The sequence below is a fragment of the Natrinema sp. CGMCC1.2065 genome (assembly GCF_051225675.1).
In the GTDB taxonomy this organism is placed as follows: Archaea; Halobacteriota; Halobacteria; order Halobacteriales; family Natrialbaceae; genus Natrinema; species Natrinema thermotolerans.
The window spans coordinates 347,110-368,746 of sequence record NZ_JBPJSJ010000001.1 but is presented as its reverse complement, the minus strand read 5'-3'; the positions used below and the strand labels follow the sequence as shown (position 1 = coordinate 368,746).

At 65.9% G+C, this 21,637-nt stretch carries 24 protein-coding genes and 1 pseudogene; 8 read left to right on the top strand and 17 right to left on the bottom strand.

What is annotated here, in order from left to right; translation table 11 throughout:
* Positions 1–48: 48 nt before the first annotated feature.
* The 3 genes from ACSBP4_RS01855 to ACSBP4_RS01845 form a co-directional block, all read right to left on the bottom strand.
* A complete protein-coding gene (locus tag ACSBP4_RS01855) occupies positions 49–1,443 on the bottom strand; it encodes a signal recognition particle protein Srp54 (protein WP_006648310.1) in 1,395 nt (464 codons plus the stop codon).
* Between the two features lie 123 nt (positions 1,444–1,566).
* Positions 1,567–2,016 (bottom strand): hypothetical protein, encoded by a 450-nt coding sequence (locus ACSBP4_RS01850; protein WP_435551212.1) that lies wholly within the window; start codon positions 2,014–2,016, stop codon positions 1,567–1,569.
* Positions 2,017–2,553, bottom strand: a complete 537-nt coding sequence (locus ACSBP4_RS01845; protein WP_435551211.1) for a DUF7342 family protein — start codon at positions 2,551–2,553, stop codon at positions 2,017–2,019.
* A gap of 145 nt (positions 2,554–2,698) precedes the next feature.
* On the opposite strand from ACSBP4_RS01845, the gene ACSBP4_RS01840 reads away from it, so the two are divergent.
* The 4 genes from ACSBP4_RS01840 to ACSBP4_RS01825 all read left to right on the top strand — a co-directional run bounded on the left by ACSBP4_RS01840 (position 2,699) and on the right by ACSBP4_RS01825 (position 5,589).
* On the top strand, positions 2,699–2,920 hold the full coding sequence (locus ACSBP4_RS01840) for a type II toxin-antitoxin system HicB family antitoxin (RefSeq protein ID WP_049965376.1): 222 nt from the start codon (positions 2,699–2,701) through the stop codon (positions 2,918–2,920).
* An 84-nt stretch (positions 2,921–3,004) separates the two neighbouring features.
* The gene (locus ACSBP4_RS01835) at positions 3,005–4,459 is read left to right on the top strand and encodes a dihydrolipoyl dehydrogenase (RefSeq protein ID WP_435551210.1); all 1,455 of its coding nucleotides are present in this window, start codon (positions 3,005–3,007) and stop codon (positions 4,457–4,459) included.
* A 58-nt stretch (positions 4,460–4,517) separates the two neighbouring features.
* On the top strand, positions 4,518–5,195 hold the full coding sequence (locus ACSBP4_RS01830; protein WP_049965374.1) for a helix-turn-helix domain-containing protein: 678 nt from the start codon (positions 4,518–4,520) through the stop codon (positions 5,193–5,195).
* Between the two features lie 52 nt (positions 5,196–5,247).
* On the top strand, positions 5,248–5,589 hold the full coding sequence (locus ACSBP4_RS01825) for a HalOD1 output domain-containing protein (protein ID WP_373632322.1): 342 nt from the start codon (positions 5,248–5,250) through the stop codon (positions 5,587–5,589).
* 16 nt (positions 5,590–5,605) lie between these two features.
* On the opposite strand, the gene ACSBP4_RS01820 is transcribed toward ACSBP4_RS01825, so the two are convergent.
* Complete coding sequence (locus tag ACSBP4_RS01820; protein ID WP_435551209.1) at positions 5,606–6,409, bottom strand: sulfurtransferase; 804 nt, start codon at positions 6,407–6,409, stop codon at positions 5,606–5,608.
* Between the two features lie 279 nt (positions 6,410–6,688).
* Between ACSBP4_RS01820 and ACSBP4_RS01815 the strand changes: the two genes are divergently transcribed.
* The 3 genes from ACSBP4_RS01815 (at position 6,689) to ACSBP4_RS01805 (ending at position 8,700) form a co-directional block, all read left to right on the top strand.
* Positions 6,689–7,546, top strand: a complete 858-nt coding sequence (locus tag ACSBP4_RS01815) for a sulfurtransferase (RefSeq protein WP_006648318.1) — start codon at positions 6,689–6,691, stop codon at positions 7,544–7,546.
* 237 nt (positions 7,547–7,783) lie between these two features.
* Positions 7,784–7,996, top strand: a complete 213-nt coding sequence (locus ACSBP4_RS01810; RefSeq protein WP_006648319.1) for a hypothetical protein — start codon at positions 7,784–7,786, stop codon at positions 7,994–7,996.
* Positions 7,997–8,064: 68 nt separating this feature from the next.
* On the top strand, positions 8,065–8,700 hold the full coding sequence (locus ACSBP4_RS01805; protein WP_006648320.1) for a hypothetical protein: 636 nt from the start codon (positions 8,065–8,067) through the stop codon (positions 8,698–8,700).
* A gap of 353 nt (positions 8,701–9,053) precedes the next feature.
* Here ACSBP4_RS01805 and ACSBP4_RS01800 read toward each other — a convergent pair whose 3' ends face one another.
* From ACSBP4_RS01800 to ACSBP4_RS01780, 5 genes are all read right to left on the bottom strand, one after another.
* Entirely contained in the window at positions 9,054–9,728 is a 675-nt protein-coding gene (locus ACSBP4_RS01800) for a hypothetical protein (RefSeq protein ID WP_435551208.1), read from the bottom strand.
* 183 nt (positions 9,729–9,911) lie between these two features.
* Positions 9,912–10,184 carry a DUF7553 family protein gene (locus ACSBP4_RS01795; RefSeq protein ID WP_435551207.1) on the bottom strand — a complete coding sequence of 91 codons (273 nt, stop codon included), beginning with the start codon at positions 10,182–10,184 and terminating at the stop codon, positions 9,912–9,914.
* Between the two features lie 88 nt (positions 10,185–10,272).
* Positions 10,273–11,103, bottom strand: coding sequence for a hydroxyethylthiazole kinase (thiM, locus tag ACSBP4_RS01790; RefSeq protein ID WP_435551206.1), 831 nt, complete (start codon positions 11,101–11,103; stop codon positions 10,273–10,275).
* On the bottom strand, positions 11,100–11,765 hold the full coding sequence (gene thiE, locus ACSBP4_RS01785) for a thiamine phosphate synthase (RefSeq protein ID WP_049965369.1): 666 nt from the start codon (positions 11,763–11,765) through the stop codon (positions 11,100–11,102). The genes thiM and thiE overlap by 4 nt, the downstream gene beginning before the upstream one ends.
* An 84-nt stretch (positions 11,766–11,849) precedes the next feature.
* Positions 11,850–12,458 carry a GNAT family N-acetyltransferase gene (locus tag ACSBP4_RS01780; protein WP_049965368.1) on the bottom strand — a complete coding sequence of 203 codons (609 nt, stop codon included), beginning with the start codon at positions 12,456–12,458 and terminating at the stop codon, positions 11,850–11,852.
* A gap of 324 nt (positions 12,459–12,782) precedes the next feature.
* Here ACSBP4_RS01780 and ACSBP4_RS01775 point away from each other — a divergent pair, with 324 nt between their 5' ends.
* On the top strand, positions 12,783–13,742 hold the full coding sequence (locus tag ACSBP4_RS01775) for an AEC family transporter (RefSeq protein WP_435551205.1): 960 nt from the start codon (positions 12,783–12,785) through the stop codon (positions 13,740–13,742).
* Between the two features lie 355 nt (positions 13,743–14,097).
* On the opposite strand, the gene ACSBP4_RS01770 is transcribed toward ACSBP4_RS01775, so the two are convergent.
* The 8 genes and pseudogenes from ACSBP4_RS01770 to rpl18a form a co-directional block, all read right to left on the bottom strand.
* Positions 14,098–14,292 carry a hypothetical protein gene (locus ACSBP4_RS01770; protein ID WP_049965366.1) on the bottom strand — a complete coding sequence of 65 codons (195 nt, stop codon included), beginning with the start codon at positions 14,290–14,292 and terminating at the stop codon, positions 14,098–14,100.
* Positions 14,293–14,552: 260 nt separating this feature from the next.
* On the bottom strand, positions 14,553–16,289 hold the full coding sequence (locus ACSBP4_RS01765; protein ID WP_435551204.1) for a Coenzyme F420 hydrogenase/dehydrogenase, beta subunit C-terminal domain: 1,737 nt from the start codon (positions 16,287–16,289) through the stop codon (positions 14,553–14,555).
* Positions 16,279–17,964, bottom strand: a complete 1,686-nt coding sequence (locus ACSBP4_RS01760; protein WP_435551203.1) for a nitrite/sulfite reductase — start codon at positions 17,962–17,964, stop codon at positions 16,279–16,281. Before ACSBP4_RS01760 ends, ACSBP4_RS01765 begins: the two co-directional genes overlap by 11 nt.
* 303 nt (positions 17,965–18,267) lie before the next feature.
* Positions 18,268–18,852, bottom strand: coding sequence for a hypothetical protein (locus tag ACSBP4_RS01755; RefSeq protein ID WP_435551202.1), 585 nt, complete (start codon positions 18,850–18,852; stop codon positions 18,268–18,270).
* Between the two features lie 239 nt (positions 18,853–19,091).
* Positions 19,092–19,295: pseudogene (locus ACSBP4_RS01750) on the bottom strand (signal recognition particle-docking protein FtsY); the annotation flags it as partial.
* 91 nt (positions 19,296–19,386) lie between these two features.
* Positions 19,387–20,976: a signal recognition particle-docking protein FtsY gene (ftsY, locus tag ACSBP4_RS01745; RefSeq protein WP_435551201.1), complete on the bottom strand. Its 1,590-nt coding sequence runs from the start codon at positions 20,974–20,976 to the stop codon at positions 19,387–19,389.
* Between the two features lie 28 nt (positions 20,977–21,004).
* Positions 21,005–21,451, bottom strand: coding sequence for a prefoldin subunit alpha (pfdA, locus tag ACSBP4_RS01740; protein ID WP_006648332.1), 447 nt, complete (start codon positions 21,449–21,451; stop codon positions 21,005–21,007).
* Positions 21,451–21,624 (bottom strand): 50S ribosomal protein L18Ae, encoded by a 174-nt coding sequence (rpl18a, locus tag ACSBP4_RS01735; protein ID WP_006182965.1) that lies wholly within the window; start codon positions 21,622–21,624, stop codon positions 21,451–21,453. The genes pfdA and rpl18a overlap by 1 nt, the downstream gene beginning before the upstream one ends.
* Positions 21,625–21,637 lie beyond the last annotated feature (13 nt).

Genomic DNA, 21,637 nt, shown 5'->3' with positions numbered 1-21,637 from the left:
ACAATTCGAGGGAGAACGGTCCGTCACAATGGGTCGATGGGCGCGGCGTTACCCGAACGGCCCCATGCCGCCCATCCCGCCGCCACCGCCACCGCCGCCCTGTTGCATCTGTTGCATCATGCGCTGCATCTCCTTCTCCGAGCCCATGCCCTGGAACTGCTTGATGGTGCGTTCCATCATCTTGTACTGCTGGAGCAGTTCCCGAACCTCTTCCTCGCTGGTGCCCGAGCCGCGGGCGATGCGCTGGATCTGGCTCGCGCCGATGGCTTTTGGGTACTCCTTTTCGGCGTCGGTCATCGAGTCCATGATGACGCTGAAGGTCCGCATCCGCTCCTGGGTGACGTCCATCGCGTCGTCGGGGAGCTGGTCCTTGATCCCGCCGCCGAGCCCGGGGATCATGTCCATGACCTGATCGAGCGGCCCCATGTTGTTCATCGCCTCCATCTGCTTTTGCATGTCGTTCAAGGTGAACTGGCCCTGGAGCATGTCCTCGGGGTCCCAGTCGTCTTCCTCCATCTCGGTCTGCTCCATCGCGCGCTCGACGCGCTCGGCCAGCTGGGAGAGATCGCCCATCCCGAGCAGCCGCGAGATGAAGCCGTCGGGCTCGAAGCGCTCGATGTCCTGGACCTCCTCGCCGGTCCCGAGGAAGGCGATCGAGGAGTCGGTCTGGTCGACGGCAGTCAGCGCGCCGCCACCCTTCGCGGTCCCGTCGAGTTTCGTGATGACGACGCCGTCGATCCCGATCGACTCGTCGAACTGCTGGGCCTGCTCTTTGGCCCCCTGCCCGATCGCGGCGTCGAGGACGAGCAGGGAGGTGTCAGGTTCGACGACGCCCTCGATCTGCTCGATCTCGTCGATCAGGTCGTCCTCGAGCGCGTGGCGACCGGCCGTGTCCACGATGTGAACGTCGGCCTCGCTCGTCTCCTCGAGGCCCTTGCGGGCGATTTCGACGGGATCTTCGCTGTCAGGGTTGCCGTAGAACTCGACCTCGGCGCGCTCGGCCATCTCCTCGGCCTGGTCGTACGCGCCGGGCCGGAAGGTGTCGGTCTGGATGACCGCCGGGCGCAGCCCCTTCGTGGAGAACCACCAGGCCATCTTCGCCGCGGAGGTCGTCTTCCCGGACCCCTGCAACCCCGCCAGCAGGATGGTCTGTTCCTCGAGGGGCAGTTCGGTCGAGTCGCCGATGAGGTCGACCAGTTCCTCGTAGACGATCCGGAGGACGAAGTCCCGCGCGGGGGTGCCGGCGGGTGGCTCTTCCTCGAGGGCGCGTTCCTTGATGCTGTCCGACAGCTCCATCACGAGCGAGACGTCGACGTCGGCGGAGAGCAGCGATCGCTGGATCTCCTTGACGATCTCCTCGATGTCTTCCTCGCTGAGTCGCGACTTCCCGCGGAGCTTGTCGAGGGTGCCCCGCAGAGAACTCCCGAGATCGTCGAGTACCATTTGCTGGGTGTACGAGGCGATAGCGTTAAAGGCTTTTTCTACGCGCGACGCGATCGTTCGGTCCGTCGAACGAGTCGCTTCAGTCTCGTCCGGACCGGTCGATCGTGATCGACGTGACTGCCATCAGTCACGGGCATCCCACGCTCGGTCGATCCGTTCCTCGACAGCGGCGAGAGCCGTTGCGATGACATCTAGCGGATGGACGGACGGCAGTTCGAGGGCGGCCGTCTCGGTTCCGTCGGGCGGGCAGTGAAAGTGCAATCGCGGGTCGTGCGGGTTCGGATGTCGATCCCAGCGACACTCCCATCGATGGCCATCGGCTCCGGTCTCGACGTAATGGATCGTGAAATCGGCGGTCGTGAACCAGCGAATATCGAACCGGGCACCGTCGATCGACGGTGAAAACAGGTCACTATCGAGACGCGCCTCGAGTACCCGCGGTTCGGTACTGTCGGGATCGAACGCGGACCCGGCGACGAGGGGGTCGTCCGCGAGGCGACGCTCGAGGAGTCGGAGCGTCCGACGATCGGGCGGCCCCGGTGACGATGGCCCGCTCTCCCGTTCCGGGCCCATCTATGCGGGAATGAGATGCCCGTCGTTTTGGGCTAGCCGTCGCGCGAGTTCGTAGAGGCGGATGTCCCGTTCGACGGCCTCCCAGTCACTGAGCCGTTCCATCAGTTCGTGGATTTCCTCGTGGTCGTCGCGCTCGAGCAGCGACACTGCGGACGGATCGTCGGCTCCGAACTGATCGACGAACGCCTCGTGGCGGGCGTCCAGCTGGCGAACGCGATCGATGATCTCCTCGACGGTCAGCTCCCTCGCGATCCGGCTGGCTTCCTGCCACTCGAGATAGCCGTCGTCGCGCTCGTACCGGGCCGGTTGGGCGTCGGTGTCGGCCCGGACGATGCCCATCTCCGCGAGCCGGTCGAGGTGTTTCTTCGCTGCGTTGGGCGAACAGTCCGCGGTCGACGCGATCTCGGGATACGGCGTCGGCTCCGTGACCCCGAGGGCGGTCTCGTAGACCCGGCCGAACGTATCGGTCGTCTCGCGCCACCGCTGGCGGACGTCGTCGACGGCGTCGGAATCCGGTACCGGATCGAACTCGCTCATGGTCGTATCGACGTGATACACAGTAATATGTGTGCGGGTTCGCAAATATGTGTGCGACCACGGCGGCGGTTGCCGTCTCGAGCGGCGTACGACTCGCTCGAGCGGCGTCGATGCGTATTTCACGCGACCGCGACAAGAGCCGTCCATGAGTTCCGACGCGGACGTCGATCCCGACGACTACGAGGCCCTCGCGGGCGATGACGTCACCATGCGACAGAACGAACACGGCCTGCACATCGCGGACCACGAGGCGACTGGAATCTCGAGTCAGGGCCAGACTCCCGAGGCGGCGCTGGCGAACCTCGCGGCCGCCGTCGAGACCCATCGCGAGGCCGAGTCGGACGAGACCGGCGACGACTGGCTCTGAGCGACGAGCGACGCGGACCGGCTCGCGACCCGCGTTCGCATAGCAGGCGCTCGTTTTAGGCGGCCGTCCGTGGTCGGAAGGGGTATGGAGGCGTACGACATCGTCGTGCTGGGCGGCGGCTCGGGCAGTCAGGTCGCGACCGCGGCGGCCGAGCGGGGCCTCGAGACCGCAGTCGTCGAACCCGGCCCGCTGGGCGGCGCGTGTATCACCCGCGGGTGCGTTCCCTCGAAGGCGCTCATCCACCGCGCGGACGTGATCGAGGACGTCCGCGGGGCCGAGGCGTTCGGTATCGATGCGGGGGTACACGGCGTCGACTACGACGGCATTACGGACGCGATTCACGACACCGTCTACGCGAAGGCTGACAACCAGACCTCGAGCATGCGGGAGGCGGCGAACGTGACGCGCTACCGTGGCGAGGGACGGTTCGTCGACGACCGGACGATAGCAGTCGACCCCGACGACGGAAGTGGAACCGCGGAGATAACGGGCGAGACGGTCGTTATCGCCGTCGGCGGCCGACCGATGGTCCCGCCGATCGGCGGCCTCGAGGACGTCGATTTCCTCACCAGCGACGACGCGCTGTTCCTCGACGAGCGGCCGGACGAACTCGTGATCGTCGGCGGCGGCTACATCGGGGCCGAACTGGGCTACTTCTTCGGCGCGCTGGGGACGGACGTCTCGCTCGTCGGCCGGAGCGAGCGGTTGGTGCCCCGCGAGGACGACGCCGTCAGCGCGGTCGTGACCGACTCGCTCGCGGACTACTGTGACGTCTACACCGGCTCCGAGGCAGCCGAAGTGGAGCCGGCCGACGAGAGGCAAGGCGGGGAGGGGATCGTCGTTACCGCGGAGCCGAGCGACGACGGCAACGACGGCAACGAGGCGGTCGAACTCGCCGCCGACGACCTCCTGCTCGCGACCGGTCGCCGGCCCAACACCGACGCGCTCGGCCTCGAGGCGACGGGCATCGAAACCGACGACGAGGGGTATATCGAGACCGACAGCCGCCTCGAGACGGCCGTGGACGGCGTCTGGGCGCTGGGCGACGTGATCGGCCGGCAGCCGTACAAGCACGCGGCCGACTACGAGGCGCGGCTCGTCATGGCGAACGTCTTCGACGACGCGAACCGGACGGTCGACTACGGGGCAATGCCCCACGCGATCTTCACGGAGCCGCGGGTCGCGAGCGTCGGGCGAACGGAGGGCGACCTCGAGGACGCCAGCCGGGAGTACGAGGTCGCGACGGTTCCCTACGACGCCGCGCCGCTGGGACTGATCCTCGAGGCCGACGACGGGTTCGTGAAGGTCCTCGCCGGACCGGACGGCGAGATCCTGGGCTGTCACATCGTCGGGCCGCAGGCCCCGACGCTGCTACACGAGGTCGTCGTCGCGATGGACGGCGGCGGCACCGTCGATGACGTCGCCGGGCCGGTTCACGTCCACCCCGCGCTGAACGAGGTCGTCCACGCGGCGTTCGACGAACTCTCATCACGGGCGTACTCCACGGCCCCGGACTGGCGGGACGTCGGCGACGGGTAAGGCCCTCGAGGATCCCGCCCGTGGTGAGGCTTAACAGTCGAGAGCGCCAAGGGTCACTATGACTTCGATCGCCGAGTTCACCCTCGCGCCGGCGGACTTTCCACTCGGGCGAGTCTTCGAGGACAGACCCGAGGTGACGCTGGATCTCGACCGCGTCGTCCCGAGCGGTGACACGGTCATGCCGTACTTCTGGGTACAAGATCCCGACGAGGAACTGGCGGCAATCTTGGATATCTTCGAGGGGTTGCCGGAGCTTCGCTCGGCGGTTCTCATGGAGGACCTGGGTGACCGGGGCCTCTATCGCGCCGAGTGGAAGCCGGAGTACATGGGGATCATGCGAGCGATCGCGGAAACCGGCGTCACGGTCGTCTCGGCGACCGGGACCAGAACGGGCTGGGTGTTCGAACTCCGTGCGGGGTCCGTCGATCGGTTCTCGGCGTTCCAGCAGTACTGTGCGGACCACGACATCGAGGTGACGCTCACGCGACTCAATCGCCTCTCGGAGATGACGGCCGGAGCCGAGTACGGCCTCACGCCGGAACAGCGCGAGGCGCTGTTGCTGGCCTACAATCAGGGGTACTACAGCGATACGCGTGAGACCGATCAGGCGACGCTCGCCTCCCAGCTCGGCATCTCGAGACAGGCGTTTTCGTCCCGACTCAGGCGGGGGTATCGGAATCTCATCGAGGGAACGATCGTCGGGGACCCACAGAGCAGCGACCAGCCGTATAAATAGACTACATAGGTAAGACGGTGACTCACCAGTCCACCCGGAGTATCCCCACGTGATGGAAAGGAGCGACCAGCGGCGGGGGGAAACGGCCACGGTGTACGAGCTTGCGGACGACGAGTCGATCAGTACGGGGGTCGTGACGGCGGTTGCGACCGCTTCGGACGCCGAGATGGTTCCGACCGGCGGTACCGCCGGTGGAACGACGGCGCTCGACCCGCTGTACACTGCCGTCGACCCGGAAGCACTCGACGCACTGTTCGGAAGCGACGGCTTCGGAACGGCCGGAACACCCGATCGAGTGACGTTTACCTACCACGGATACGAGATCACGATCACCGGTGACCGACGGATCGGCCTCGAGCGACTCGAGCGAGCGGCCGGCGAACCGGCCGAGTAACAGATGGACGGCGAGGTCACTCGGTCGAAACCGGTCCGCTCTCGGTCTCGCCGTCGTTGGCCAGCCACTCCGTGAGGCTTCCTTCGTAGAACATGACGTCCTCGTAGCCCAACGCTGTGAGGACGACGTAGGTGTGACTGATCCGGCGGGCCGTGTTACAGTAGAGGACGATCTCGCGATCGGGCGTGATCCCATGATCGGCGAGCAGTGCCTCGAGTTCGTCTTCGTGTTTCAGCCGGCGCGTCTCGTCGTCGATGACGTCGCGCCAGTCGAACCGCACGGCACCCGGCAAGCGGGCCTCCTCGAACTCCTCGCGCTCGCGGGTGTCCACGAGGACGGCGTCGCGCTCGAGGGCCGCTTCGACGGCGTCGTAGTCGACCAGCGGGCTCTCCGCGGGCTCGAGCGGGTCGGCCTCGTAATCAGTCGGCTCGATCTCGGGGGTGTCGCTCGTCGTCTCGTAGGCCTGGTTCCAGGCGCTGTAGTCGCCGTCGAGCAGGCGGACGTCGTCGTGGCCGTACTCGAGGGCGGTGAGGACAAAGCGGGCCGCGAAGACGCCGTGGGTATCGTCGTAGGCGACGATGGTGTCCTCGGGCGAGATCCCGGCGTCGCCGAGCAGGGTCGCGAAGGCGTCCGCACCGGGCAGGGTCCCGCGGTCGACGTCGCTCTCGTCGCGGTAGCTGTCGAACGGGACGTTCACCGCGCCGGGAACGTGTCCGATCCCATCGAACTCCCAGGCGTCCCTGACGTCGACGACGCGGACGGCGGGATCATCGAGACGCGATGCGAGCCAGTCGGGGGAGACGACGACGGATTCGTCCATTGGGCCGGCATAGGAAGCCAAGCCCCGAGTACGCACCGGTTTCGGGGCGAGCGGCGGATACCGGGACAGTGGCAACTCTTGCCCCTGTTTGCCGAGGGAGCCAGCCTATAAATACGGGTATCTATCGAGAGCGGCGTCTGACCGCCGAACGCGTCGCGCTTCCCGAGCGCGAGCCGAATCACGGCGAAAAGACGCGGCAAAAGTTTCCCCCACGGTCGACCGGTGTCCGAATTGACCGGTTAAGAAGTCCCTTTGTGTGTCGCCATCGTAGGACCGTCCATGGCAGACGACTACGCCAAAGACGTACTCGTTTCGGCTGACTGGGTCGAGGACCGACTCGACCAGTTCCAGGACGACGACTCCGACCTCCGACTCGTCGAAGTCGACGTCGACACGGAAGCCTACGAGGAAGAACACGCACCCGGCGCGATCGGGTTCAACTGGGAGACCCAGCTTCAGGACCAGACCCAGCGGGACATCCTCGACAAAGAGGACTTCGAGGCCCTGCTCGGCGACCACGGCATCAGCGAGGACGACACCGTCGTCCTCTACGGCGACAACTCCAACTGGTTCGCCGCCTACGCCTACTGGCAGTTCAAGTACTACGGCCACGACGACGCGAAACTCCTCGACGGCGGCCGCGAATACTGGCTCGAGAACGACTACCCGACCACCGACGAGGAGCCCGACTTCTCCGAAACCGAGTACGACGCCGCCGGCCCGCGCGAGAGCATCCGCGCCTACCGCGACGACGTCGAGAAGGCGATCGAGCGCGGCGTCCCGCTGGTCGACGTTCGCTCGCCCGAGGAGTACTCCGGCGAGGTCCTCGCGCCCCCGGGACTCCAGGAGACCGCCCAGCGCGGCGGCCACATCCCCGGCGCGAAGAACATCTCGTGGGCCGCCGTGACCAACGACGACGGCACCTTCAAAGCCCCCGACGAACTCGAGGACCTCTACGCCGAGGAGGACATCGACGGCGACGAGACGACCGTCGCCTACTGCCGCATCGGCGAGCGCTCCTCGGTCGCCTGGTTCGCCCTGCACGAACTGCTCGGCTACGAGGACACCGTCAACTACGACGGTTCCTGGACCGAGTGGGGTAACCTCGTCAACGCGCCGATCGAGAAGGGCAACTAACGCGATAGCGTCGCCCGGTCTCGCTTCGGACAGGCCGTGACAGAACGACCGACGCGGGACACGACCATCGCGGTCGTCCCGGCGTCGTTTCTTCACCTGCTGCCGATCGACCAGCGGTGCGTCTCGACGGGAACGTGATCACTACCGGCGACGGGTCTCCCGACGCGGTCCCCGATCGGGGCCGACCGATCGCCCGGACCGGAACTGATATTACGAACCGGTTAATTATCCGAAACGATGAGCGACGGCGAAGACTCGTGGCTCGCGAGCCGCGAGACGACGAACCGACTGCTCGGGTTCGCGATCGTCGTCCTCGCCGCGGGCTTCGTCAGCGTCGGCGACATCGGCCCCGCGGCGATACGGGTCGTCGCGGAGAGCCTGCTGATCCTGATACTCGTCGCGGCGATCGTCCTGTTTCTCGGGTGGTTGCTCCGTACCGACGGCGAGTAATCGTCGGGTGGGCTCGCATGCCCCCTCGTGACGATAGGCCTAACACTCGGCTGCCCGAATGCCCGCCTATGACCGATCCGGACGCATTCGTCGAGACCGTCAACGACGACAACCAGACCGCGCTCTCGCGACTCGGTTCCTCGAAGTCGCTCTATGCCGACACCGGCGGCGAGATCGACACCGAGCCCGTCCTCGAGGCGACGGCGGACGCCGAGTACGCCGCCTGGCAGACCTTCCTCGAGTGGGCCGACGACGAGGCCGACGACGAAGCGCGCGCGGCCTTCGAGCAAACGGCCGACGAGGAGCAGGACCACTACGAGACCGTCGACGGGAAACTCGACGCCGACGACTACGAACCGACCGAGACGCCCCAGCTCCACGAGTACCTCCGCGACCGCGAGGACACCGTCGAACGAGTCGGCGCGCTCGTCGGCCGCATCCTCGCGAGCCAGCGCTCGAAGGACCAGGTCGTCGGCTACTTCGTCGGCGACGCCGACCCCCAGACGGCCAGCCTGTTCCGCGGGTTCGGCGAGGACCTGGACGACCAACTCGAGCGCGCGAAAGACCTCCTCGGCGACGTTTGCGAGAGCGACGACGACTGGGAGCGCGCTCAGGAGGCCGCAAGCGGCGCGATCCAGGCCGCCTACGACGAGTACGTCGAGACGCTCGAGGGAATGGGCGCGAACCCGAAGCCGGTCTGTTAGCGGGGTCCGGCGAACCGGGCAGCCGCCGTGCGGTGGCGCGCGCTGGGTCGTGGCGAACCGCCGGTGAGCCACGGCGCGATACCGAGCGAATCGGTTGGGGAGGGCGTGGCCACTCCGTTCCGCCACGATAGTAGAACACGTCCCGTTGCACGGTCCTATCGAACCGTCAGCCCGGTCACCACGCGAGTCGAGGGTGTCATAGAGCAGTTGGCACACCTGTATTCCAACTCTCCAGAATCGATCAATACAGGGTAGGCAAGTAACGGAGTGTCGGTTAGTCTCATCGACTTCTGTCAAGAACGTCGTGCTGAATTAATTCTCTGTATCTTGAACACGGTTTCCCCTCACTGCTATTATTCCCAAGGGCAGGAGTCTGGATAGGTGGCTGGGTTATCTTGTATCGACACCGAGAAGGATGACTCAGACTCTCTATGAATACCAAAATTGAGTTCTTGAGTAAAATGATCGATTCCAAACTCCTCGGTCACGGTCCCCCAGTCCTTGACCGTAACTTCCACTAAATATGTCCCGACCTTGTTGGAGACCGGCACCTCCGGATAATCATCCTTCTCTTCGATAGTATGATCCTCAAGAACAGTTCCATCCGTATATTTAATAGTAATATTCACCGGCACTTCCGGCACGTCTTCCACATGGAGATATTTCGTTGAATCAAGCTGTGGCGTCGTCTCCTCAAACTGAAGGGTGTGAACACCATTGTCACTATCCACTTGTGGAGTATAGTACGTCCCGTCTGGAGTATACCACGGCCCTCCCTTCTTGAGGAATTCCACACCCGGCCCTGCAACCTGCTGCCATAGCAACTCCCCGTCGGTCTCGTACTGCCCCTCATTGAATGCCGTATCAACCTCGGCCCTGACATCCTCCGGCAACGTCCCATATTGGAGGGCGGGTAGATTACATTCCTCATACTTCCTCCCAGTTTCGTCGTTTTCGACCCCTCCAGTACAGCCAGCGACTGTAGCCGCGCCCACAGAAATCGAAGTAAGGAGAGTTCGCCGGTTCATGAATCCGCCTTCTGGTACAACTGGTAAGTGTTTTCGGGAGTTGAAGTGTTCAGTTCGCAGATCCACTCACCAGTGCGTTCAGATAGTTCTGCGGTGAAATCAGCCCCTTGTGAATAGTTCTATGAGGGCCTCCATGAGTTGACTATCCAGACGAACACCGAAGAAAGCCGATCGCCGGAATCGCTACACGCCCTCGACCGTCTCCCGGAACGCGCTGATCGACTCGAGCGCGTCCGCGAGCTTCGACGCGACGTCACCGCCTTCCTCGTCGGCGATGTCGTTTAGGATGTGTTCGTGACGGGCGAGTTGGCCGTGGTCCGGCCCGCGGTCGGCCCCCGCGTACTCTTCGAACTTCGCCGCCTGGTTCTCGAGTCGGTCCTGTGCCTCGTCGTCCGACGCGGCCGCTGCCGCCGCCTCGATCGAGTCGGCCGCGTTCTCGAGTTCGTCTCGAGCCATACGAACGGGTTCGCCCGGTGGGACTAAAATCGTTGCAGTACGTTCCGGAAATCGGGAACACCGGTCGAACCGACGGGTTCGCGTCGCGCTACAGCGCCGGTTCGAGCCGGTCCGCGAGGTCGGCCGACTCGAGGTCGTCGCCGGTGACGCCGGAGACGGCGTCCTGGAAGTTCGTCCGGTAACTGCCCGGACCAGCGTAGTCCATCGCGGCCGCACGCTCGCCGGCGATGCCGAACGCGAGCGTCCCGTGGACGGCGGCCTCGCGGGGATCCTCGAGCGCGCCGGCGAAGGTGCCGACGGTCGCGCCGAGCATACAGCCGGTGCCGACGACCTCGCCGAGCATCTCGTGGCCGGCGGTGATGCGGACCGCGCCGTCGGCGTCGGCGACGACATCGTCGACGCCCGAGGCGACGACGACCGCGTCGGTCGAGTCGGCGACCGACTGAGCGGTCTCCTCGATCGCCTCGTAGTCGCCGATGGATTCGACACCCTCGACGTTCGCTTCGACCCCGGCCAGGGCGCTGATCTCGCCGTAGTTGCCCTTGATCGCGGCGAAGTCGACCGCCTCGAGGAGGCTCTCGGTGACCGCCTCGCGCGAGGGGGTCGAGCCGAGGCCGACGGGGTCGAGGACGACCGGAACCCCACGGTCGTTGGCCTTCCGGCCGGCCTCGTGCATGGCCTCGACGCGGTCGTCGGGCACCTGCCCGATGTTGATGACGAGGGCGCGCGCGGCCGCGGTCATCTCGCCGGCGTCGCCGAAGGAGTCGGCCATCACCGGCAGCCCGCCCCAGTGCAGCGTCAGGTTCGCCACGTCGTTGATCGTCACCGTGTTGGTCACGTGCTGGACGAGCGGCTCGGTCTCCCGGACCGTCCGGACGGCGTCGGCGAGGTCGGCGGCGGCGATGTCGGTAAGGCTCATGCGCCTCGACCTCCGTCGGCGACTCCCTTCGAAGTTTCGACGGTCTCGGCAAGCGCCGCGGTCGCCGCCACCGGATCGGCGGCCGCCGTAATCGCGCTGATGACGGCCACCCCGGCCGCACCGGCTTCGACCACCGGCGCGGCGTTGTCCGCCGTGACACCGCCGATGCCGACGACCGGGATCGAGACGGCGTCGACGATCTCGGCGATCCGTTCCGGGCCAATTCCGTCTTTTCCGTCCTCGACGTCCTTCGAGGAGGTGCCGTAGACGGCCCCGACGCCGAGATAGTCCGCACCCTCGCGTTCGGCTTCGCGGGCTTCGGCGACCGTCGACGTCGAACAACCGACGATCGCGTCCGGTCCGAGCAGGTCGCGGGCGACCCCGACTGACAGGTCCGACTGGCCGACGTGGACGCCGTCGGCGTCGATCGCCTCGGCGATGTCGATCCGGTCGTTGACGATCAGGTCGACGCCCGCCTCAGCAGTGAGTTCGCGTAGCTCGAGTCCCAGTTCGTACCGCGAGCGGGCACTCGTGTCCTTCTCGCGCAGTTGGACGGCGTCGACGCCGCCGTCGATGGCCGCGCGGACGATCTCGGGCGTCGACCGACCGTCGGAGAGCGACGCCTGCGTGACGAGGTAAGTCCGCCAGTTCGAGGGATTCACGGGCGGTACCAGTCGGTAGTGCCACTAAGCGGTGTCGGTCGGACACCGACCGCGGGCGACCGCCACCCGCTCGCCGACCGAGCGCTACGGCGAGGGCTCGAGCGCGTCTTCCCCGGTCCGGACGAGCGCCTCCCAGTCGTCGTCCTCGCGGACCGACGGAAACGGCCGCGGTCGGTCGGGTGAGCCGGACTTCTCGGCGAGGGGACGGCGCCACCACGCCACGTCCTGCCACTCGTCCTGGGTGTAGCCGATCGCCGGGAAGTCGACCAGCCGCTCGAATCCCATCGACTCGTGGAACCGCTCCGTCTCGGGGTTGGGGACCGTCGTCACGGCGTAGACGTCGCGGATCCCCTGGCGCTCGAGGACGGCGAACAGCGACTCGTAGAGTCCGCGGCCGACGCCGGACCCGCGGGCCGAGTCGGCGACGTAGACCGACAGTTCGACGACCCACTCGTAGGCGCGGCGCTTCCGAAGCGGGCCGGCGTAGGCGTAGCCGACGACCGCGCCGTCACGTTCGCAGACGAGCCACGGATGTCGCTCGAGGGTGGACTCGATCCGGTCGGCCAACTCGCTCTCGGTCGGTGGGGCCTCTTCGAAGGTGACTGTCGTCGACTCACAGAAAGGCGCGTAGATGTCGCGAGCGGCGGCCGCGTCGGCCGGCGTCGCGACGCGGATCCGGACGTCGGAAGGCATGGTCGTGGCTCCCGTGCGATGGCGAATAAGTCCGCCGAACGACGCCGACGACGCGGCCGGGCGTTCCGACGACGGCCGGGACGCGTCGCTGGCCGATCGTGACTGCCTCGAGAAGGGACCGTTCTCCCGTCGTATCTACACCTTGTGACCAGAGCCACTTAAACGACGAACGCGGACCGCTCTCCCAGCGGTCGGCGCCGCGCCGCCATCGCAAGTGCCATACCCGGCGTGGCGAGTAGCTGCCCGCGAATGCAGCGAGCGACCGCCCACCGATCGATGAGTCCCGCGAGCCCACGAGCGCGACGCGAGGGGGCGCGCTGACCGATGGCCGACCTGCTCGCCATCTTCGGCTCGGCGATCGGGCCGATCGTCGCCATCGCGGCGGTGGGCTACCTGCTGGCTACCGTCAAAGAGATCGATCCCGAGCCGCTGAACACCGCCGTCGTCTACGTCCTCGCGCCCGCGCTGGTCTTTCACAGCCTCGCTACCACCGAACTCGAGGCGGCGACGCTAGTGCGAGTGACGGTCGGGATCGGCGTCTTCACGGGGGCGATGTGGGCGGTCGCGGAACTGACCGGCCGCGCCGTCGGCGAGCGGGAACCGGCCCTGAGCGGGCTGGTACTCGTCGCGATCTTCACCAACTCCGGCAACCTCGGCGTCCCGGTCTCGGACTTCGCGTTCGGCCCGGTCGGCCGCCAGACGGCCGTCCTCTTCCTCTCGGTCCAGTCCGTGCTGATGTACACCGTCGGCGTCTACGTCGCCTCCCGGAGCAGCGGCTCCGCCGGCCTCGAGGGCGTCCGCCGGGTGTTTTACATCCCGCTGGTCTACGCCGTCGCCGCCGCGCTGGGTGCGCGGGCGCTGGGTCTCGTTCCGCCCGCCGACACCGCGGCGATGGAGACCTTGGGACTCGTCGGTGACGCCTCGATCCCGCTCATGTTGCTCATCCTCGGGATCCAACTCGCGCGAGCCGATACCGCCGCGGCGGTCTCCCGGGCCTGGCCCGCGACCGCGCTCAAGACGGTCGTCGCGCCGCTGGTCGGGCTCGGCGTCGCCGTGCTGATCGGCTTCGAGAACCCGACCGTTGCGCGCGTGTTCGTCCTCGAGACGGCCATGCCCGCCGCGGTGACGCCGCTGGTGTTGGTCATCGAGTTCGCGGACGGCGCGCGGACGGAGGGTGTCCTCGTCTCGGAGTACGTCTCGACCTGCGTCCTCCTGACGACGCTGCTGTCGGTGCCGATACTGACCGCCCTGATCGCACTCTTGCAGTCCGGCGTCGTAATCTGAACGAGGGCGGTGGGTGACGGCTCGCGGCCACCGGTAACTCGGCCGGCTCGGAACGGCACCTCGCCGTCGCTCGGACCCGAGATCGCGTGCCTGCGCGCCGTCCATGCATAGGTCGGGCCAAGGACTATGTGTCTCGTTCCCACAGTCAACCATGGTCCGCGTCCGGAACTGACACTGATCCGGAGGTGGATCACGCCGACCGATCCGACACCGCGAGCGCCACGATTGGGACATTGGGGGGCGGCGAACCCGGGGCTCATACCCCCTTTTGGCTCGAGCGACCGAACGGACCAGTAGAGAGACCCCTCGCGTATTCGGAACGGTTCCGAAACCACGGTCAGTAAAGCGGATTCAGCTACCAGTCCGGTTCGTCGTGATGGTTCATCACGAGATGGGCGAGGAGATAGAGTGGCAAGAGAAAGATCACCAATAGAGAGACACTGCCACCGATATCTCGGAAGAGTTCGTTCGTCGCGTCCGAGACGGTTTCAAGAGCGATTACGGCCAATAAAAACGTAATGAGCGCAAGGAACCAATCCGTTCTATTCATACGTCAATTCACTATGAGTTCCGTTACGAATATTTCGGTCCAGTGACTGATACCTCGATATCGAGCGTTCGACGTCCGCTCCTTTCACGCCGAACGTATCGACTGCTATCGTAGCCGCTGAACGTCATTACACACCTGATCGCACGACAGCGTTGCGATCAGTGTGTAAATCGTTTCAGCGGCTACGATAGTCCGACACAGGGAAATCGGAGCGCGATACGAACCGGAGCGCAACGGCGGAAAAAGACGGACGCGACCGCTCAGTGGCCCTGGTCGTGGGGGTTCAGCGCCGTGCCGTAGTTCTCGGCGTGGTCGGTGTAGTCGATGAACCGCGGCGCGTCGGGATCGAAGGGCCGCTCTAAGCTCTCGAAGGCCTTCTTCTTGTCCCAGCCCTGGAGCTTGCCGACCGCCGACTTGTCCTCTAAGTCGTGGTAGTCGAGCTTCGGCTCGGTCAGCTCCCAGGCGTCCATCCCCTGTTCGGTGCGGATGATGACGCTGGAGTAGTCGTCGCTCGAGCCGACGGAGCCGACGGTGATGTCCGAACAGAAGCCGGTGAAGTCGGCACACTCGTCACAGCCTTTCAAGGCGGCGTCGTGGAAGTTCTCGATGTCCTCCTCGACGATCATCTCGCCGTCGTGGTCGTAGACCATCATCTTGCCATCGAGGACGTCCATCTTGCCGATTTCCGACGGCGAGATGCCGCGTTGCTCCTCCAACTGCTCGCCCATGAGGCTGTGGTAGTTGAAGTTCTTCGTACACATCAGCGCGATCGTGTAGTCCACGGCCCGAATACCCTCGTTCTGGGCCTGGTAGTCCCACTCGAAGTCCTGCAGGGCGCGGATACCCTCGATCTCACAGGGCGTACCGACGATGGCCAGCGAGAGGTCGTCCCAGTCCTTGTCGGGGAGCTTGTGTTCCCACTGCTCCAGGTCGAGGTTGCCAAGCGCCAGCGTCTGGTTGTAGACGGTGCCGGCGTTTTCGATGAGTTCCTCGGTCGTGGTCGCGAGGTAACTCTCCGCTTTCCACTCCTCTTCCTCACTCTCGGTCGCGACGAGCGCGCCGTCGATCTCGCCTTCCTCGAGCAGCGTCGAGAGGACGCCGGTGACGACGCCGCCGTCCTGGGCCCCGTCGGTCCAGTCGTCCTCGACCTTCGCGGAGAACTCCGTGATCGGGTCGCCCGCGCCCTTGACGTTGTCCTCGCCGCCGGTGATCTTCCACTGGCGCTCGTAGCGCATGCCGCCGCGAGGACAGAAGTCCCAACACATCGAACAGCCGGTACACATCTTGACCAGTTCCGGCAGGCCGTCGTCGCCGACGCCGATCGAGTCCGACGGGCAGGCGGCGACACAGGTCCCACACTGGATACAGCGGCCCTCGTCGATGACCGCCTCGTCCAGTTCCATGAACCAGGTCTTCTCGTCGGGCGTCTCGATGTCGTTCATTCGCGACCGGATCGAGTACTCCGGCGTGTCCAGATCGACGCCCTCGGGGATCCCGACGCGCGTGTCGGGGGCGTCGTCGTAGACGTCCTGACTGACGTCCTCTGCGGGCTCGGTGAACTCGAGGTCGCCGAGTTCGCCCATCTCGTCGACGTTCGCGACGCCCGCACCGTCCGTCGCGACGGGCTGGGTCTCGGACTCGGCGTCGGGGGCCGTTTTCTCGCCGCAGGTACAGGTGTTCGGCGAGCAGTTCTCGCCCTCGGTACCCGCGTCGGCTCGCTCGCCGCCGTCCGCGGCGATGGCGCCCTCTCGAGCGTGGTCGGTGTTCTCCCGGGACCGGGACGCACCGCTGTCGGCGTCGGGGACAACGACGGCGTCGTCATCGTCGTCCGAGGCCGGAACGTGGGGGAAACGGCGTTCGTCCTCGCGGCTCGCGTGTCGCTTCTCGCTCGCGGTTTCACCGCTCGCATTCTCGGGCTCCTCGCCTTGCTCGGATCCCGCCGCTCCCGCTCGCTTCTTCGAGGCCTCCCGTCGGTCGGCCTCGCTATCAATCCCCATGGGCAACACCCCGTGCGACCGGCGCGTCGGCCCCTTGCATGATCGACCGCAGCTGCCCGTTGTCGACGCCGCGACACCACTCGTAGAACTCCTCGCCGTCGTCACGGTCGGCGGAGTAGGCCTCGAACAGCTGCTCGAGGGCGGGGATCACGGCGTCGGCGGGCACGGCGCTCTCCACCCAGTCGAGGAACTCGTTGTCGGCACCGAGCGAACCGCCGAGGCCGAAGTCCATCCCTTCGACGATGTCGTCACCGTCCTCGTCCTCGAGCTTGACCGTCTCGCCGCGGAAACCGATGTCGGCGATCTGGGGTTGGGCACAGGAGGCCGAGCAGCCGGACATGTGCATCCGGATGGACTCGATGTCGTCGGGGACGTCGATGCGGTCGTCGAGTTCACGGGCCCAGCGCTTGGTCCGCTTTTTGGTCTCGATGATGGCGTAGTTACAGAACTCGTTGCCCGTACAGCCGACCGCGCCGCGGGAGAACGCCCCCGGATCGGGGCTGTACTCCTGGGCGAACGGCTCGGCCAGCAGGTCGTCGACGTTTTCGTCGGGGATGTGGGTGATGAGGAAGTTCTGGTCGGTCGCGAGGCGGACGGAGGCGTCCTCGGTCCCGTACGTCTCGGCGGCGCGGGCCGCCGCGGCGAACTCGTCGCCGCCCATGCGGCCGGCGATCACGTTGAAGCCGACGTAGTTGAGGCCGTCCTGTTTCTGCTCGTGGACGCCGACGTGGTCGCTCTGGTAGCCGACGGTCAGGTTCTGGCCGCCGGTCGGCAGGTCGATCGTACAGCGGTCGCGGACGGCCTCCTCGAACTTCTCGGCTCCCATCTGTTCGACGAGATACCGCATGCGACAGACACCGCGGTTGTTCCGGTCGCCCAGTTCCTTGAACGTCTGGGCGACGGCGCGGCAGAATTCGACGGCGTCCTCGGGCTTGATGAAGACGTCCAGTTCCGATCCCATCCGCGGGCCGTCGGAGAGGCCGCCACCGACGCGGGCGTGGAAGCCGTAGAGGGACTCCCCGTCGATCTCTTTCTTCGCGGGGACGAGCCCGACGTCGTTGATCTGGGACTGGGCGCAGTCGTGGGCACAGCCCGTGATCGTGATCTTGAACTTCCGGGGGAGGTTGGCGTACTCGCGGTTCTCGGTGAAGAAGTCCGAGACCGCCTCGATGACCGGCTGTGCGTTGAAACACTCGTGATCGTCGAGGCCGGCCGCGGGGCAGCCAAGGACGTTCCGGGCCGAGTCACCGCAGCCCTGGACCGTCGTCAGACCGACCTCGTCGTATCGGTCCCACATCTCGGGGACGTCCTCGACGCGGATCCAGTGTTTCTGGATGTCCTGTCGGGTCGTGATGTCGAGGTACGCGTCGCCCCAGAGTTCGTTCTGTTCCTCGCCGCCGTACTCCTCGGGGGCGACCGCGAGGTCGTCGGTGACCTCGCCGATGACCTCGGCCTGTTCCGGCGTGAGCTTCCCGCCGGGGACCTTCGTCCGGATCATGAAGTAGCCCTCCTGCTTCTGGGCGTACATGCCGGCCCACTTCAGACGCTCCCACTCGCCGCCGCCGGCGCGCTCCTCGATCTCCTCGAAGGAGAGTTCCTCGTCGGCGTAGTCGTAGACGTCGTCGACGACGTCGAGGGGATGTTTCTCCTGTTTGTGCTGCTCGACCGTGTTCATCGGGACCACCGCCGGTCGGCAGCCACTCGAGCGGTCGGACTATCTTCAAGGACCATTGTTTAGCGGGTAATGCAACCCCGTTCGTATACACCCCCGCAACTCGGCGAATCATGACGTGGGTCGTTCCCACCAGTAAATATTGCCCCGACGTGGTGCCACCGACGAGGGGGGCGGATGGAAATCGTCGGCAAGACACCGGCACGGGCGGGAACGAGGCGACACCGGGACGCCACGCGTCGTCGGTAGCGGTAATTGATTCCGGTACCGTACCCGACGGCGACGCCGGATTCGGAGCAGGGACGGTTAGTCGAAACAGGCGACGAGTTCGCCCTGGGTTCGTGGATCGGGCTCGAAGCGCAACTCCTCGGCGAGTCCGTGGTACCGGGATCGAAGGACGACGTTCTCGTCGACGTAATAGACGGCGCGGATGTCCCACCTGTCACGCGAGTCGACGCTCGAGCGGCCGGTCCCGGTCGTCAGGTCGTATCGGATCGCGACCATGACCGCGTCCGGGTTCGTCGCCGACCCGACGGCAGCCACACGGCCGTCCGTTCGGCGGAGGTCGACGGTCCGCGCTTCGGCACCGTACTGGCCGAGAAACGCGTTGTGTTGATACGCCCGCTCGAACGTCGTGACGTACTCGACCATGGTATCGTCCAGCGACGACGGCGACGACGGATACGTCCGCGGCTCGAGCGGGGCGTCGTCCGGCGGATCGGGATCGGGACGGTTGACGTCGTCACACTCGAACCAATCGGCCGGGACGGTTCCGGAGTCCAGCGGCGGGCCGGTCGGCCCGTCCGACGCGTACTCGAAACCGCCCGTCGTGACCGCGACGGTCGTGACGACCGACGCGAGGAACCCGCGGCGAGGTCGGAGGCGGTTCATACGCTAACGTCTCAAACTAACAATAAGTATCTTCTGAAAGAACGATCGATCCACTGGTACGGTCGGGTCTCCGACCCCTCGAGCAGTCGATCGAGGTCCCGTGCCAGCGTCGGACCGGCGGTCCGACGAGGCTCACCACGGTTGGGGTCTCGTTACCCGCCGTGAGATCGGGAGAATCGTCGTTCAAGCCTTCGACTCCGCGGACGATCTTTCGAGAATCCAGCGGCGACGAATGGGCGTTACGCCTCGTCCTCGAGCAGCCGGTCGAGCATCTCGTCGGGATCGAACCGCTCCAAGTCGTCGTATCCCTGCCCGACGCCGAGGAACAGGATCGGCTTCCCGGTGACGTGAGCGATCGAAATCGCCGCGCCAACGTCGGACCGGAGGTCCGACGAGGATCGCCTCGCTTCGCTCGGCTCACCGCCGTTGGAGTCGGCGTCGGCCGACATGAAATCGACGCAATCGCTGTTCAGTCCTTGAATCCTCGGGTAACCGATTTCGAGGGTCCAGCGGCAAAGAAAGCATGGATCGACGTTACTCCTCGTCTTCGAGCAGCCGATCGAGCATCTCGTCGGGATCGAACCGCTCCAGGTCGTCGTACCCCTGCCCGACGCCGAGGAACAGAATCGGCTTCCCGGTGACGTGGGCGATCGAGATCGCCGCGCCGCCGTTGGAGTCGGCGTCGGCCTTCGTCAGGATCGCGCCGTCGATCTCGGCGGCGTCGTTGAACTCCCGAGCGCGGTTGACCGCGTCCTGTCCTGCCACCGCCTCGTCGACGAACAGCGTCATGTCCGGGCCGACGACGCGGTCGATCTTCTCGAGTTGATCCATCAGCCCCTCGTCGGTGTGGAGCCGGCCGGCGGTATCGCCCAGCACGACGTCGACGTCGTTGGCCTCGGCGTACTCGACGGCGTCGTACAACACCGCAGCGGGATCACCGCCCTGTTCGTGACTGATGAGTTTCGTCTCGAGCGCGTCGGCGTGTTCCTGGATCTGCTCGTTGGCACCGGCGCGGTAGGTGTCGCCGTTGGCCATCACTGTCGAGTAGCCCCGCTCCTCAAAGTAGCGGCTCAGTTTGGCGATCGAGGTCGTCTTCCCGACGCCGTTGACGCCGGTGAAGACGATGGTGACCGGCTTGTCGGCCTCGGCGATGCGCTCGTCGAAGTCGAACTGACCGACGCTGATCACGTCGTAGATCGCGTTGTGCAGCGCCTCCTCGACGACCTCGCCGGTCGAGGTCGTGAAGGTCCGGGTCTCCCCGATCAGTTCGTCGCGGATGTTGTCGAGGATCTCCTCGGCGACGCCCATCTCGACGTCGCTGGAAAGCAGCGCCATCTCGAGTTCGTGCAGCGGCCCCTCGAGGTCCTCTTCCTCGATGACGAACTTCCCCTTGACGAGGGACTTGGCCTTCGCGCCGAAGCCGGTTCCGCCGTTGTCGGCGGTCGCATCGTCCTCGTCGGCGTCGGCCTCATCCGTGGTCTCGTCGGCGTCCCCGGCGACTGGCCCCTCGTCGACCGCCGTTTCGGCGGCCGGGTCGTCGACCGTCGCCGTCTCTGCCGCCGCCTCGTCCGGCGTCGCGGCGTCGACCGGCTCGTCGTCGGAGCCGGTTTCGTCGGCATCGGATTCGTCGTCGGACGACCCCGAAAAGAGCGAGCGGGCTCTGGCACCGAGCCCGGTCCGACCGCCGTCGTCTTCGTCGTCCGCCGCGGCCTCGTCGTCTTCGTCGACGGCCGGCCCCTCGTCCGAGACCGGTTCGTCCGGGGCCGAACCGGCGTCGTCGGCCTCGAGATCGGGGCCGGTCGCTGGTTCCTGCCCCGCGGATTCGGCCGCGTCCGCGGTGGCGGTCTCGGTCGTCGGCTCCGTTCCCGACTCGGAAGTGACCGACGCGTCCGGTTCGACCGCGGCGGCCGCCGTCTCGGCGTCGGCGGTAGTATCGGTGGCTTCCGCGTCCGCCGACCTCGCCGGTTCCGCGTCGGCCGACTCCGTCGGTTCGGTATCGGCGTCGCCGTCGGCGAGTTCGTCCGCTTCGAGGTCTTCCTCGTCGACCTCCTCGACGTTCTCCTCGGCGGCTTCTTCGGCGTCGTCGCGGAAGCTTCCGAGCTTGTCCTTCAGGTTATCGAACATGGCTGGCGATGAAAGTATCTACGCCGCGTTACTCGTCGGGCTGGCCCTGGCCCATTCCCTGCATCTGCTGTTGCATCGCCTGCTGCTGGAGCTGCTGGGCCTGCTGCTCGAGTTCGTCGCTCTCGGTCTCGAGTTCCGAGATCTCCTCGTTGAGTTCGTCGATCTGGTCGTCGAGGTGATCCTTCTTGTTCTCGAGGGCGTCGACGGCGTCGCCCTCCTCGAACTCCGCGGCGTAGTCGGCGCCGAGGTCGACGATGACCTCGTCGATGTTTTCGATCGTCGTTCGCAGGTAGGCACCGCCGCCAAGCGGCATCTGGACCGTCGAGCCGGTCTCGAGGGTCTCGATCGCTTCGATGGCCTCGTCGACCTCGGTCTGTTCCTGTCGCAGGGCTTCGACGTTCGCCTGCAGACCTTCGATCTGTTCTTCGATCTCCTGAAGCTCCTGGGACAGCTGCTGGAGTTGCTGCTGACCCATTATTGGGATACCTCCTCGAGTTCGATCTCGGTACGTTTGAGCCCGTGCTGGCTTCCGAGCTGCGTGTAGGCGTATTCGCGAGCGACGTTCTCGTTCTCGGCGTCGATGGTCGTCTCGAACTCCGCGAACCCGTCGCGGTTCTTGAACCGACCACTGACCGTAAATTGACTCATGCCTATCCCTCCG

Excerpts from the sequence above, each read along its gene's own strand:
- thiM (WP_435551206.1), bottom strand. The coding sequence starts at position 11,103 with ATGAGCCTTACCGACATCGCCGCCGCCGACCTCGCCGACGCCGTCCGG.
- ACSBP4_RS01820 (WP_435551209.1), bottom strand. The coding sequence starts at position 6,409 with ATGGACGAATCCGTCGTCGTCTCCCCCGACTGGCTCGCATCGCGTCTC.
- ACSBP4_RS01805 (WP_006648320.1), top strand. The coding sequence starts at position 8,065 with ATGACCGATCCGGACGCATTCGTCGAGACCGTCAACGACGACAACCAG.
- ACSBP4_RS01755 (WP_435551202.1), bottom strand. The coding sequence starts at position 18,852 with ATGAACCGCCTCCGACCTCGCCGCGGGTTCCTCGCGTCGGTCGTCACG.
- ACSBP4_RS01770 (WP_049965366.1), bottom strand. The coding sequence starts at position 14,292 with ATGAATAGAACGGATTGGTTCCTTGCGCTCATTACGTTTTTATTGGCC.
- ACSBP4_RS01795 (WP_435551207.1), bottom strand. The coding sequence starts at position 10,184 with ATGGCTCGAGACGAACTCGAGAACGCGGCCGACTCGATCGAGGCGGCG.
- ACSBP4_RS01780 (WP_049965368.1), bottom strand. The coding sequence starts at position 12,458 with ATGCCTTCCGACGTCCGGATCCGCGTCGCGACGCCGGCCGACGCGGCC.
- ACSBP4_RS01825 (WP_373632322.1), top strand. The coding sequence starts at position 5,248 with ATGGAAAGGAGCGACCAGCGGCGGGGGGAAACGGCCACGGTGTACGAG.
- ACSBP4_RS01850 (WP_435551212.1), bottom strand. The coding sequence starts at position 2,016 with ATGGGCCCGGAACGGGAGAGCGGGCCATCGTCACCGGGGCCGCCCGAT.
- ACSBP4_RS01765 (WP_435551204.1), bottom strand. The coding sequence starts at position 16,289 with ATGGGGATTGATAGCGAGGCCGACCGACGGGAGGCCTCGAAGAAGCGA.
- ACSBP4_RS01840 (WP_049965376.1), top strand. The coding sequence starts at position 2,699 with ATGAGTTCCGACGCGGACGTCGATCCCGACGACTACGAGGCCCTCGCG.
- ACSBP4_RS01810 (WP_006648319.1), top strand. The coding sequence starts at position 7,784 with ATGAGCGACGGCGAAGACTCGTGGCTCGCGAGCCGCGAGACGACGAAC.
- ACSBP4_RS01800 (WP_435551208.1), bottom strand. The coding sequence starts at position 9,728 with ATGAACCGGCGAACTCTCCTTACTTCGATTTCTGTGGGCGCGGCTACA.
- ACSBP4_RS01830 (WP_049965374.1), top strand. The coding sequence starts at position 4,518 with ATGACTTCGATCGCCGAGTTCACCCTCGCGCCGGCGGACTTTCCACTC.
- ACSBP4_RS01855 (WP_006648310.1), bottom strand. The coding sequence starts at position 1,443 with ATGGTACTCGACGATCTCGGGAGTTCTCTGCGGGGCACCCTCGACAAG.
- ACSBP4_RS01760 (WP_435551203.1), bottom strand. The coding sequence starts at position 17,964 with ATGAACACGGTCGAGCAGCACAAACAGGAGAAACATCCCCTCGACGTC.
- ftsY (WP_435551201.1), bottom strand. The coding sequence starts at position 20,976 with ATGTTCGATAACCTGAAGGACAAGCTCGGAAGCTTCCGCGACGACGCC.
- ACSBP4_RS01775 (WP_435551205.1), top strand. The coding sequence starts at position 12,783 with ATGGCCGACCTGCTCGCCATCTTCGGCTCGGCGATCGGGCCGATCGTC.
- pfdA (WP_006648332.1), bottom strand. The coding sequence starts at position 21,451 with ATGGGTCAGCAGCAACTCCAGCAGCTGTCCCAGGAGCTTCAGGAGATC.
- ACSBP4_RS01835 (WP_435551210.1), top strand. The coding sequence starts at position 3,005 with ATGGAGGCGTACGACATCGTCGTGCTGGGCGGCGGCTCGGGCAGTCAG.
- ACSBP4_RS01815 (WP_006648318.1), top strand. The coding sequence starts at position 6,689 with ATGGCAGACGACTACGCCAAAGACGTACTCGTTTCGGCTGACTGGGTC.
- ACSBP4_RS01845 (WP_435551211.1), bottom strand. The coding sequence starts at position 2,553 with ATGAGCGAGTTCGATCCGGTACCGGATTCCGACGCCGTCGACGACGTC.
- rpl18a (WP_006182965.1), bottom strand. The coding sequence starts at position 21,624 with ATGAGTCAATTTACGGTCAGTGGTCGGTTCAAGAACCGCGACGGGTTC.